Origin of the sequence: Azospirillum brasilense (genome assembly GCF_008365405.1) — a bacterium.
Lineage (GTDB): Bacteria > Pseudomonadota > Alphaproteobacteria > Azospirillales > Azospirillaceae > Azospirillum > Azospirillum brasilense_D.
Window position 1 is genome coordinate 1 of record NZ_QOKV01000050.1, and the last position, 12,340, is coordinate 12,340.

A 12,340-nucleotide genomic window follows, 5' to 3' on the forward strand; every position below is an offset into this window, starting at 1 on the left:
CCCTGGAACTGGAAGGCCGAACGCGCCGCCACGGCCGCCTGATCCTTTCCGACATCACACGCCCCGGCCGTCATCCTCGCGCGACACCCAGCGCGCCGCTACGTGGGGCGCCGACGACGGATACGGATCGACCACCTCAACGACGCCATCGGCATCCGCCAGGTCGCCCAGGCGGCTCGCCGCTTTGCCCGCGCCGTTCAGCCGCCACATGTCGCCCATCGCGTGCTGGTACTGCGCGTTGATCGAGGCGCAGGCATGCGGATCGGCGCGCAATTCCGACCAAGTAAAAATATGGCGGATCAATGGGATAGCGCGCCGATCGGCGCCCAATGTGGACGCCGATCCACACTCTCCATGGTTACTGCCGCCAAACGCCGGACTTGTTGCGCTTGGCTTCGTTTTCAGCGTCGCGGATGCGGGCTGGCGCATCTGGCAAGGCCGTGGCCAGGCCGGACAACACCACCATCTCGGAGAGATCGTAGCCTTTCGCGACGACCTTGCAGGCGAAGTCCTGCCCCACCGGCAAGCACTCCACCGGCCCGGCCTGCTTCAGGTAGCCTTTGAAGCTGGCTTCGGCCCCGGGGTGCAGAACCGGGCGAACACCGTAGAGCTGCAGGTTCTGCCCCGCGACCGTAACGTTGGCGGTGTTGATGGCCGCGGCTTCACCGGTGATCGGCGACGGAGGGGGTAGAACAACCGGAGCCACCGGAGCAATCGGTGCTGGCGGCGCCACCGGGGGGCTGGAAATGCTGGCGCTGCCGCCGGCACCCACGGTGGCCTTGGCCTGAGGTTGCGGGGTGTTGCTGGGGATGGCACGCTGGTGGGGTTCCGGCATCGGCCGGCCCTTCGGCTTGCGGAAATGCACCATGCTGCGGCGCCCCGCCGCCGCGATGGCCGCCTCGTTGGCCTTCGAGCGGTAGGCGCTGTCCGCCCACACCCGGCTGTCGAAGGCGTCCGGGTTGAGCAGGCCTGGCAACTGCGCGCCGTCGTGCCGTGCCGCGTCAGTGACGATGAAGCGCCGGATCAGGCGGAACCGGCGATCGATGCTGATGTGCGACTTGTAGCCGAAGGCCGGGATCAGCAGGCCTTCCACAGTGCGCGCCTCGGAACCGTCGAGCGTCGGCCCCGGCTTCGCCTTGACCCGCCCCCGCTTCACTGTCCAGCGCGCCTGCCTGTCCTTCTGGCGCGCCTTGGCCGGCGGCCAGGGCGGGTCTTCGCCGTCACGGATCTGGCGCTTCTCCTCCCGGGTCAGCCGCTGCCGGGGCGCCTCCACGATGGAGGCGTCAATGATCTGGCCGCCCAGGGCGAAGTAGCCGCGCTCCTTCAATGCCGTGTCGAAGCGGGCGAACAGGCCTTCCATCGCTCCCGCCGTCACCAGCGCCTCGCGGAACAGCCAGATCGTCGTCCGGTCCGGAACCCGGTCGCCCAACCCCAGCCCGAAGAACCGCATGAACGACAGCCGGTCGCGCACCTGATACTCGGCTTGCTCGTCCGACAGCCCATACAGCGCCTGCAGCACCAGGATCTTGAACATCATCACCGCATCCAGCGGCGGCCGGCCGCCCCTGGAGCGATCCTTGCGTCCCAGGGCCGCGTCAAGCGGCTGGCGGAACACTTCGAAGTCCACCACCGACGACAGACGTTCCAGTGGATCGCCGCTCTTGCTCAACTCCGCATAGCGGTCCTGAAGATCGAACAGCCCAGCTTGACCGGCCATGTCCCGTCCTCCTTCGCCCTCAAGCCAAGGGAATCACCAGAACGCCGGCCGCGCTAGGTTTTTCGAGGCTTCCAGCTGGCGCTCCGAGCGCACCGAGTAGAAGGCCTGGAGCAGCAAAGCCCGCAGCAACTTCTCCGGCGGGATCGACGGCCGCCCGATCTTGGAGTACAGCCCCTCGAACGCCGGCGACATCACTTCCAGCGCCTCGTCCACGATCGCCCGGATCGCTCGCAGCGGGTGGTTGGCCGGAACCCGCGCCTCGCAGCTCACGTAGCTGAACAGATCCTCGCTGCGTACGTCCGAACCCCGCATCGTCCCCTCGTCGGTCGCGTTCTCCTCAACCGAAAAGAATCACGACCAACCGCCCCTGCACAGCCCTTTTTCCGCATCCTGTTAGATGTATCGACTAAGGATCTCTCTTATTTTTTTTCTGCTGCGCATTGTTGCATTGCGCAGAGAAGGAATTACGCTATCCGATGCAATTCGATTGATTTCATCTGAACCGATCTCAAGCATTTTTTTCAATGAGTTGTCGAAACTCATGCCCTGATCCGACACCTTCAGGACATGGCAGTATGTCGCAAAATCAGCCGCTATCGCGTAACAAAGGCATGCTCGCAGCTGTTGCTGCAGTCTTTGTCCGATTGCATCGATTTGATCAACGTCTTTGCCCTGCTCCCCTTGGCTGACCTCATTGAGTACGGGCCTATACTCCTTAAGCATCAGGGTGGTATCCTTGAGTGTTTGTTTGTGCCTTTCCAGCAACAATCCTTTCTGTTCTTCGATTTTTTCTAATGTGTCGGTCCGGTCGAAAAATCTTGAAACGTAAGCAAGGACTTCGACCGGGTTATGGACGTCGCTTTCTGCATCACCACCCCACAGCGGTTGTCCTGCTATCCCGCTTTGTCGTGTTTTCAGGTAAAGCAACGCCTCATCTATTGCATTGTCGAAGTCTTCCATTATGGACTCTGTGGTATCCAAAAAATGCGCCGAGATCATAACGCTTGGGCTTACTTCCGTATTACCTGCCGTGGATGATGTGCTTTCTTTCAACAGCCAGCTTAGCGGCTTGCCTTCAAAGTCCGCCAGAACGTTATCAAATCGTCCAAACGTTACATTCCGATCGTGTATAGGTTTGTCTAAAAACTGTCTGTCACCGGTCAAATGAACGTACATCTCGTCGGCGGACGACAACGCTCCTTCTACCGAATGCGGAATGGGATCCATATCGCTTTGCATCAACCGACGTGGAACATACTGTAAGTCTACGGACGTTTCTTGGAGGCTGACGATATGCTTCTGAAACTCATTGATGACTTGTTCCACGTTCTGCCCCTCGATGAGGTGGCTGACAACAGCACGGTGCATTTGGACTTGGTAGTCGTACGGTAGGTCCGAAACCAACCCACTTTCTTCCTTAAATTGATTGTACCTATTTGCAGCCTCGAACACCTGATCCCCTGATATTTTGAGCCAGTTTGACTCTGTTGCCCAAAGCATAAAATCTACAGGCAGCACCTTTTCAGAACGGCGTCCGGGGATCGCAAACCGCGATCGCGCAAAAACATTATATATGAATTGCGAGCAAAACGCCGAGATGCCTTTGCCACTGGACCAGTTAATAAGAGGGTTGTACAACTGCCCAAGATAATATTGAGCGTTTAGGCGAACGGTAAGTGAGTTGCCACTTTCTGACGGTTCAGTCAAATCGGGGTGGCGTATAAGCATGATGTTATTCTTGGGGTATTTCTTGATAAATTCGTCCAGAGGCATAGTGTGGACACCATGACCGAAAAAACTGCGAGCCGCCGATGTCGAACCGGTCCCGATCGTGTTGCGCAAGTGCTTAAAGAATTCACCCCGGCAAACCGCCTTAAACAAATCTGTTAGATTGCGGTACGTAAAGTTCCGCTCGCCGGGTTCTACAAACCCTTTCAGATCGGAGTGGATGACGATATTCGTGTCAAGAGCCAAGGCAACGTGTGTTGGCACAAACTCGATCGTCTTGCGATGACGAAATATAGAGCATGACCTTTTCATAGTCTGGTAAAGCACATTACCAAATGGAAGCAATCCTTTGCTCCGCACCAGCAGGATATCGCCAGAGGAAATGAATATGATGCCAGATCTTGTGTTCATTGTGTCGTTCTTCATGGTTTCGGTCCGGAAGTGGATTGCAGGAACTGGTGCAAGGGCTTTAGGGAAAACGTTGGCCGTTCCACTCTCTTGCCGAAGGGTTGCGCGACGCTGCTCAGCCTTCGGGTAACTGAAAGCCTCGGTTGTTTTTGTACAACTGCCGTGCCTCTATTCCTCATGTGCGACGGATTGAGCATGATATGAATGATCAGCCTTTCAGGGGCGGGCGCCCTCGTGACACCGGCATCAGCATTGTATCTGTCTGAGCAACGTTCATATGCGTCCTAGTGTGATAGACCAAGTCGGTGAACTCAAAATCTTCCTCCAACTGTGTTGGCAACATCTTACGACTGCATTTGCGTGTCATCAATCATCGCATTGAGTTTTTCAGCTTCTGCCTATTCGCGTCACATGGTCGCACAACCATGACGTCTTGTGGCAATCACTCTCATGGCTTCCTCCAGCCTTTTCACGCCGCGGGCTTCGACAGGCGCACTGACGCGGTGAGGGTTCGAGGCTGCGCTTGGGAGGGGACGACCCGTGCCGGATGGCGCCCTCATGGACGGGCGATCTGCCTGATGCGGACAGGCTGCCGATGGCAACCTCTGTCGCCCCCGCCCGGTCTTACCTCCCCGGCAGCCCGTCTGCCCTATCTTCGTGCCGCACTGGAGGCCAGCGTGTGCGAGACTGTTCGCCACGATGGGCTGATGCTGTTGCACACGCAGGAGAGACGCGACCCGGCGCCCGCAGTCGCCATCCTCGGCACCCGGAGCGTCAAGATGACGCAGCCATGAGGGTGAAGGAGCCGCATCCGTCCGATCACGGTGGACGCTTTGGGCTTCCTTCTCGACGCTGTCAATCGGCTTGAGAGCCTGACCCGAAAAGAATTGAGTGATTTCAGTCCCTTGTGATTCGATCGATGTTGCGAAGCATGACGAATGACAAGATGACGTGGACTGAAATCACCCGAGCGCAGTATCGGCGGAAAGGATTGCGGTATTCAAGCGACACGACGGACGCGGAGTGGGCGGTGCTCGAACCCCTTCTCCCGGCGGCTCGACGCTTGGGACGGCCGCGAACGGTCAATATGCGCGAGATCGTGAACGGCATCCTCTTCCTGGCGACCTCCGGGTGCCAGTGGCGGCAACTGTCGAAGGACTTTCCGCCGATGACGACGGTGCAGCGTTATTTCTACCGCTGGCGCGACGATGGGACCTGGGAGACGATCAATCACGCCTTGGTGGCGATGGTTCGGGAAACCATGGGGCGGGAAGCCAGCCCGACAGCGGGGGTGATCGACAGCCAGTCGGTCAAGACGACGGAAGCAGGTGGCCCCCGGGGCTACGACGCAGGCAAGCGCATCAAGGGGCGCAAACGGCATGTGTTGACTGATACTAATGGCTTGCTGGTCGCCGCCATCGTTCATGCCGCCGACATCCAGGACCGTGATGGCGCCCCGGCGCTCCTCGCCACCGTGCGCATGCTCTTCCCCTGGCTTCGCCACGTCTTTGCGGACGGCGGATACGCTGGACCGAAGCTGGAAACCGCTTTGGCCCGGATCGGGACATGGATCCTGGAGATCATCAAGCGGTCCGACGTCGCCAAAGGGTTTGAACTGCTGCCTCGGCGGTGGGTTGTTTAGCGCACAATCGCTTGGCTTAGGTAGTGTCTGACGGACAGAGTCTGCGCAGCGACTGGCGGATCATGGCGAGCTTGATCCAGGCCAGGAAGTTGAGGGCGAGTTTGTCGGAGCGGCTGGCGAGATTTCGGCAGTGCTTGAGCCAGCCGACGCAGCGTTCGACGACATTGCGTCGCCGATAGAGCTGCCGGTTGAAGCGCAGCGTGCGGCAATGCCAGGAGCGCTTCTGATCGGCGCGGAACGGAATGACCGGCCGGATGTGCCGCATCAGCAGCCACGTGCGCGCCGCGCGACTGCTGTACGCTCGGTCGCCGATCAGATAGGTCGGCGAGCGGTCGGAGCGCACGGCGGCGAGCAACGCCTGCAGGCAGGGCACCTCGGCCGCCTGCCCGCCGGTCAGCAGAACAGCCAGAGCCAGCCCGGTGCCGCCGGTTACCAAATGGATCTTGGAGCCAAAGCCGCCGCGCGAGCGGCCGAGGGCATGATCGTCCGGTTCATCGGCATCCCCCCTTTTCGGCCACCGGCGGCGGCCTGGGTGGCACGGATGTTGGTGCCATCCACGCACCAAACATCCCAGTCGATCTGTCCCTGCCCATCCAGGCGGAGGTGTAGACGCTCCAGCAGCCGGTCAAACAAGCCACTGCGCCGCCAACGCACGAAGCGGTCGTAGATGGTCTGCCACGGTCCATAGCGCGCAGGAATGTCGCGCCAGGGCACGCCGGTGTCCAGCTTCCAGAACAGCCCGTTGACGACGTCACGGTGGCTGCGCCACCGCCCGCCAGGGCGCCCGGTCGGCGGCATCAGTTCTGAAACCAGCGCCCACTGGGCATCCGAGAGTTCATGGCGGCGCATCGCGGTCGTTCCGGCTGAAGGGGGCTACCGCTTCCAACAGCTCCAACACGCCGCTCCGTCAGACACTACCTAGGCGATACCCGTCCCGGGCGAGCCGCCCAACCAGCTTTTCGATCGCCTCGGCCCGGTTCGCCACCGTGCCGAACGAGCGGACCTCGCCGCCGCGTGTTCCTTCGGCAACGGCCACGGACACCGTCGCCTTATGCACATCCAGACCCACGAAAATGGTAGAGTTCATCGGCCCGTCCCCCATGTCTGAGGCTCGGCGCCGGACCGCCCGGCGCAATCCTCGATGGGGACATGCCGTGGGACGGGCCGCTACTCGCCTTTCGGCCGGCAAACATATGGTCTAGCGCCAACGCAAAGCCTTGGGCCGGCGGACGGAGACAGGCACTGCTCCGTCCGCATCAGGTTCGAGATTGCTACATCCGCCCATCGATCACGTCGGATAACGCGTCGTAGCTTGTGCCAACCACCAGGATGGTCTCCCCATTATGAAGGATCATCTGAACCCCCAGCGTACGTTCACGCAAATCGTCAATAGACGCGATTCGGATGCCGCGTCGGAAGCCTTCGGAGTCCCGAAGGAGGATCATAGTTGAGGTTGCCCCTTCATATTGAAGCGCGGCATACTCCAAAGAAGGCTGCGCATGGGTTCGTTGCGGTTTTGTGACGTGGCGTTGTCCAATTGCCGGACGATTGGCCGGAGGGTAGGCCCTTGAGCCCTCCGCCATGACCTTTCTCACATGCGAGGCAGCCTGGGCACGAAGATCTCGATCATGCATATCGGCGGTGACTACTCCTGGCTGATCCTGGCGGCCGGTTCTGCTCCTCCAGTCGTCCAAAGGGTTGAACTCCGAAAGATTGTCGGCGTGGATCGAGGCCCACTTCGCGTCACGCTCACTTGCGCGACGATCGATCCGCTCAAATAATCCTTCATTCTCACGATCGCGGCTGGGCATCACACAGCTCCATCGATTTGCGGATGTTGGTCGAGGCTCACGGGCTCACCGCCCGGGCCACGAGAACGGCCCCGTCCTCGATCATGTACTCGACCGCATACGACGCACCGAAGCCGCCCAGCACGGCCCCGGTGATGCCTCCGACGATGCCCAGCGCCACGGCACACGGAGGAGCACCAGGTCCGCAAAGGGCACCAGCCGCAGCTCCGGCGGCAGCTCCGGCAAGAGCACCGCCAAAGACCCCGCCGGCCGTTCCAACCACGGTCAGCACCCCCTCCTTGGCCAGCACCTTCAATGCAGCCTCGGCACGCACCGTGATGTCCTGCGAGGGGTCGTCTTCCATGACGACCTCTGCCACCAGCACGCCGGCGACCACCGTGACCACCACAGCCCGAACGTACGGCAGGTTCTTCAGGACTGTCGTAGCCTTCTGGATGGTCCCTTCCACGCCTGCGGCGTCCGCACTGCGGAAGGCCAGGCGCACCTGCTTGAGCACCTGCGCGGGCGCCATGACCTCGTCTTTCAGAGCCGCCATCGTCGCCGCATTGTATTTGCCGACAACGCTCCGCAGCAGGGCAAGGCGCTCCGCACTAGCGCCCGGCTTCGGGGAGACCTCGACACGCCCGCTCCCGTTCCACTTGATGTCGTACAATTCGTTGATGTTCCGGGCAATCGTCCGTGTGGCGACGCCCGAAATGGGAGACTTCAGCAGCGTCGGGCGGATGCTGGCAGGATCGATCCCTTTCGACTTGGCCAAGTCCAGCAGGGCGTCATACGCCTCCGGGTTGATGATGACCCCGTCGAGCGACGCGTAGTCGCCCCGCGTCAGCCGCTTCAGCAGCTCGCCGAGATTAGGGGCAGCGTAATCTTTAACCTGATAGCGGCGGACGGAACCATCGGGAGCGGTAACCTTCAGGTCAACATCCGCGCCCATGAAGGTCTCCGGCGGGGACGGCAATTCAACCCGGGCGCCGGTCCCTTTCAACTCGGCCGTCATGGCGTCGGCCAACATGGTTTCGTGGATGAAACCGTGGTACGAGTCCGGATTGAAATTGGCGTTTTGCCCGCTCGTGTTCGTTCGCTCCAGCGTGCGGGCCAGAACGTCGGCAGGAGCGTCCATCTCGCCGGCAAGCGGCGATGGAATATCATGCAGCACCTCCCCCTCGCCGAGGGGGGCCTGAAAGGCATGCGCCGGCTGCGCATGAAGGGCGCCGGCCAGCAGCGCGATGGCAAGAACCATGGCTTCGCCGCGGATACGGCGAACCAGTACCGAAAGAACCCCGCGATACATTGCCCACTCCGAATGCCAGTTGGTTGGAGATGCCTTCGCCTCGAAGCCGAAGCGAAGCTCAGGAATGGGACTGGCATCCCGGCAGCAATGTTCTCGCCCTGTGCGGAGCGAGCGATCAGGACATAGTTTCACCCACGGAACACGTCAAGGGATGGCAATCCAGCCGCTGCCGCTTCAGAAGAGGTACGCTCATCCACCACTTTGACGACCCGTTGCAGAGTAGATGAGGATAGCCGAGTGCAGAGTGCAGTGCTCTCTGCCCGCCAACACCGCGTTCGCCACCTCGTGAGAGCCAACCCCGCATGACGCCACCAAGAAAAAATTCGAAACCTCGAACAGACTCCGACCATGCTGAAGATCGCTCATGGGAGCGATTAGGCATCAACGGCCTGGAAAAGCTCGGCGCTCGTGATTTCGTCCGTGATGCTGGAAAAGATCCCCGGTACTATCTTGGGCCATCGAAAAAGAAGCAAGGACGGAGTCTGTACAGGATACTCGTCCAAATAGCCCCAGCAACCAACGTTCAGGTATTCTGCTACGTTGCCGACGCTGATGGCGCACTCATCACGACGCTCGACGACAGCATGAGCGAGGTCCAGGCATGGTGGCAGCAGGACCGAGCTTACAGGAAGCTGCCGTACAAGCAAAAGGTGGCGATGCGAATCTCCGCCGGCTTGATGCGAAACAAGTTCAACGCCATCGACACCGGGATCCTCTTATCGACGCTGTTCGGAACGACCACAGACGCCGAATTCGCGAGCTTCAAGAGCGTTCACTTCCCCGACTATGATCAGGTCGAGTACATGGTGATGGTCGGATGGAGGCTGCTGGAGTTCGGTAACAAAGTCTATCATCGCATGCCGGGAGATCTCGATATAGTTGACGCCATTTGCCATCTCCCCGTCGATTTTGTCAGAAGGAAGGCTCTGGAAGGCGCGATTACAAGGGATATGTCGCTCGACAACGCGAAGGCGTTGGCGAATGAATGGCAAGCGGAAGACGCAACGGGATAGCGGCGGTTGGCGGGAAAGGGAGTGCCGCACAAGAGAAGCCCCAGCGGCATCCGTTGAGCGGACGTAGGATTTGGGTGCTGAAGCTAATCCCCGTCGTTTCCGGAGCGCCCACCCGCCATGGTTGATCCTACGCTGCCGCTGCCCGGCTTGTCACCCGTTGCCGGAAAGCCGGTGATCGGACGCTTCGATGGAGGACGCTTGTCCTCCGATGGTGGGCTTCTGGTCCTGCGCGAGGTCGAAAAGCGGCTGCGCGTGGCCGAACGGCTGGCCGCCTGCCTCAAAGACCCGCGTGATCCAACGCGCACCGTGCACTCGCTGGCCGACATCATCAGCTTCCGCCTGCTGGCAATCGCGGCGGGCTACAAGGACGGCAACGACGCCGACAGCCGGCGCCGCGATCCGCTGTTCGAGATGGCCCTGGAGCGGCTGCCGTCCGAGCGCGACCTGTGCTCGCAAGCCACCATCTCGCACCTGGAGAACCTGCCGGATACCCGCGCCTTGCTGCGGATGGGCCGGGCCATGGTCGATCTCTACTGCGCGTCTTTCCGCCAAGTGCCCAAGCGCATCGTGCTGGACGTGGACGATACCTTTGATGCGGTCAGCCGCAGCGACGTTTTCCTGGCCGACCGGGGCACAAAAATCCCACGGAGCTGCGGGCGAAAATCATAAGGGAGGCGGACTGGAAGGGGCCGGCCAGCTCTGATGGTTTATGCCCGAAGCGCGTCCGTCCGCTGACCCAGGCGCAGGACAGTGCCCTGCCGGCCTTTCGCAACTTCGCCAAAAAGCTCGACGATGAGCATGCAGCTATCCTCGCGGCCAGATTGAGGGTTAAATCAACCGGCTGAAAATGATCAAACGTCAGATGTTCGGGCTCGCCGGCTTCGATATCCTCAACCGACGCTTCATGCTTGCCGCGTGATCACCAAAACTGGCCAATAGCCCAGATTCAATGCAACGTGCTCGGAGCCGCGCATCCAGTTGCGCCGGCGCAACTGCGGTCGGGATCCTCGCAGGTCATGGCGGACGCCGACGCCAGGCCAGGATCGTCCTGACCACGCGCAAGGCCTCGGTGTTGTCCGTGATCCCGGCGAAAAGGCGGCGCAGCTCGGGGGCTGAGTAGCAGCGGACACTGTTGGCGAAATCCGGGGCCTCGGTACGTTACGGGAACGGCGGCTGTTGAGGAGACATCCTCAATGCAGGGGGCCGATCATGTCGCTCAAGCCGCAGACCATTCCGTCAGTGCCCGAGACGACCGCGACCGTCGCGCGGGCCGCCTTTCCCCAGGGCACGGCCGTTCTCCGCCTCCGCGACGAGTTGGGGACGATCTACCAGGACGAACTGTTCGCCGCCTTGTACCCCGAGCGGGGCCAGCCAGCGGCGGCGGCGTGGCGGTTGGCGTTGGTCTCGGTGCTGCAGTTTCTGGAAGACCTGCCCGACCGGCAGGCGGCCGATGCCGTGCGCGGGCGGATCGACTGGAAGTACGCTCTCAGCCTGGATCTCACCGATCCGGGCTTCGACTTTTCCGTGCTGAGCGAGTTCCGTGACCGACTGGTCGCCGGAGAGCAAGAAATGCTGTTGCTGGAGACCCTGCTGGTTCGGCTCAAGGAGGCCGGATTGGTGAAGTCCGGTGGCCGGCAGCGCTCCGATTCCACCCATGTCCTGGCCGCCATCCGCGGGCTCAACCGGCTGGAAACGGTCGGCGAGACGTTGCGGGCCGCGTTGAACAGCCTGGCCGAGGCGGCACCGGCCTGGCTGACCGAGCGGATCGCTCCCGACTGGTTCGAGCGCTACGGCCGCCGGGTCGAGGAGTATCGGCTGCCCAAGGGTGAGACGGCACGGACCGCCTTGGCCGAGCGGATCGGCCAGGACGGCCATCAGATCCTAGCGGCGGTCTACGCTCCGGGCGCCCCGACCGGCCTGCACGCCCTGCCGGCGGTTCAGGCGTTGCGCCAGACCTGGGTCCACCAATTCTATCTCGCGGATGAGCAGGTCCGCTGGCGGACCGCGGCCGAGTTGCCGCCGGCCGGCCAACGCCATGACTCGCCCTATGACGTGGAGGCGCGCTACGCCAACAAACGCAGCGTGACCTGGGTCGGGTATAAGGTCCATCTGACCGAGACCTGCGATGCCGGAGCGCCCCACCTGATCACCCACGTCGAGACCACGCCGGCACCGGTCAGCGACATCGCTCGCACCGCCCCCATTCACGAAGCTCTGGTGGCGCGAGGCCTGGCGCCTGCGGTGCACTTCCTCGATGCCGGTTACGTCGATGCCCCGTTGCTGCTGGCCAGCCAGGCCGAGCACGGGATCGAGATGGTGGGGCCGGTCCGTCCCGACGCCAGTTGGCAGGGCAAGTCGCACCAAGCCTACGACCTGGGCGCCTTCACCATCGGCTGGGACACCCGGACCGTGACCTGTCCGCAGGGCCAGACCGCCACGTCCTGAGTGCCGAAGACGGATCACTGGGGCAACGCGGTCATCCACGTCAAATTCCCCTTCCGGGCGTGCACCGCTTGCCCGGCGCGAACGCACTGCACCCAGGCCAAGACCAGCCCACGGAATCTCACCTTCCGACCGCGCGCCGAGCATGAAGCGCTTCAGGAGTACGCATCCGGTGAGTGACGCAGGTGCGGATCGAAGCGGTCAGCGTCCCGTTCGGTGGATTTGGATGAGTTCCTTGAGGTTCTCGACGCCATCCTCGGTCAGGGCATAGAACCACTGCTCGCCTGG

The 12,340-nt window shown here is 61.6% G+C and carries 9 protein-coding genes and 4 pseudogenes; 5 read left to right on the top strand and 8 right to left on the bottom strand.

What is annotated here, in order from left to right; genetic code table 11:
* Nucleotides 1-54: 54 nt before the first annotated feature.
* The 4 genes and pseudogenes from DS837_RS31360 to DS837_RS31375 all read right to left on the bottom strand — a co-directional run bounded on the left by DS837_RS31360 (nucleotide 55) and on the right by DS837_RS31375 (nucleotide 3,871).
* Entirely contained in the window at nucleotides 55-303 is a 249-nt protein-coding gene (locus DS837_RS31360; RefSeq protein ID WP_149168333.1) for a hypothetical protein, read from the bottom strand.
* Between the two features lie 55 nt (nucleotides 304-358).
* Nucleotides 359-1,717: a transposase gene (locus DS837_RS31365; RefSeq protein WP_211102451.1), complete on the bottom strand. Its 1,359-nt coding sequence runs from the start codon at nucleotides 1,715-1,717 to the stop codon at nucleotides 359-361.
* Between the two features lie 72 nt (nucleotides 1,718-1,789).
* Nucleotides 1,790-2,029: pseudogene (locus DS837_RS31370) on the bottom strand (transposase); the annotation flags it as partial.
* A gap of 81 nt (nucleotides 2,030-2,110) precedes the next feature.
* Nucleotides 2,111-3,871: a hypothetical protein gene (locus DS837_RS31375; protein WP_149168334.1), complete on the bottom strand. Its 1,761-nt coding sequence runs from the start codon at nucleotides 3,869-3,871 to the stop codon at nucleotides 2,111-2,113.
* A 928-nt stretch (nucleotides 3,872-4,799) separates the two neighbouring features.
* Here DS837_RS31375 and DS837_RS31380 point away from each other — a divergent pair.
* Nucleotides 4,800-5,492: pseudogene (locus DS837_RS31380) on the top strand (IS5 family transposase); the annotation flags it as partial.
* A 19-nt stretch (nucleotides 5,493-5,511) separates the two neighbouring features.
* Here the strand turns inward: DS837_RS31380 and DS837_RS31385 are convergent.
* The 4 genes and pseudogenes from DS837_RS31385 to DS837_RS31400 all read right to left on the bottom strand — a co-directional run bounded on the left by DS837_RS31385 (nucleotide 5,512) and on the right by DS837_RS31400 (nucleotide 8,597).
* Nucleotides 5,512-6,344 (bottom strand): annotated as a pseudogene (locus tag DS837_RS31385) (IS5 family transposase).
* Between the two features lie 58 nt (nucleotides 6,345-6,402).
* Nucleotides 6,403-6,582: an IS110 family transposase gene (locus DS837_RS31390; protein WP_149168335.1), complete on the bottom strand. Its 180-nt coding sequence runs from the start codon at nucleotides 6,580-6,582 to the stop codon at nucleotides 6,403-6,405.
* Between the two features lie 184 nt (nucleotides 6,583-6,766).
* Nucleotides 6,767-7,306 carry a hypothetical protein gene (locus tag DS837_RS31395; RefSeq protein ID WP_149168336.1) on the bottom strand — a complete coding sequence of 180 codons (540 nt, stop codon included), beginning with the start codon at nucleotides 7,304-7,306 and terminating at the stop codon, nucleotides 6,767-6,769.
* Between the two features lie 37 nt (nucleotides 7,307-7,343).
* Nucleotides 7,344-8,597 (bottom strand): hypothetical protein, encoded by a 1,254-nt coding sequence (locus tag DS837_RS31400; protein ID WP_149168337.1) that lies wholly within the window; start codon nucleotides 8,595-8,597, stop codon nucleotides 7,344-7,346.
* 302 nt (nucleotides 8,598-8,899) lie between these two features.
* On the opposite strand from DS837_RS31400, the gene DS837_RS31405 reads away from it, so the two are divergent.
* From DS837_RS31405 to DS837_RS33395, 4 genes and pseudogenes are all read left to right on the top strand, one after another.
* Complete coding sequence (locus DS837_RS31405) at nucleotides 8,900-9,610, top strand: hypothetical protein (RefSeq protein ID WP_149168338.1); 711 nt, start codon at nucleotides 8,900-8,902, stop codon at nucleotides 9,608-9,610.
* A 117-nt stretch (nucleotides 9,611-9,727) separates the two neighbouring features.
* A pseudogene (locus tag DS837_RS31410) lies at nucleotides 9,728-10,210 on the top strand (transposase); the annotation flags it as partial.
* Between the two features lie 576 nt (nucleotides 10,211-10,786).
* Entirely contained in the window at nucleotides 10,787-12,055 is a 1,269-nt protein-coding gene (locus DS837_RS31415; protein ID WP_149168339.1) for a transposase, read from the top strand.
* The gene (locus tag DS837_RS33395; RefSeq protein WP_149168340.1) at nucleotides 12,056-12,232 is read left to right on the top strand and encodes a transposase; all 177 of its coding nucleotides are present in this window, start codon (nucleotides 12,056-12,058) and stop codon (nucleotides 12,230-12,232) included. It abuts the gene before it with no gap.
* The last annotated feature ends 108 nt before the right edge of the window (nucleotides 12,233-12,340 follow it).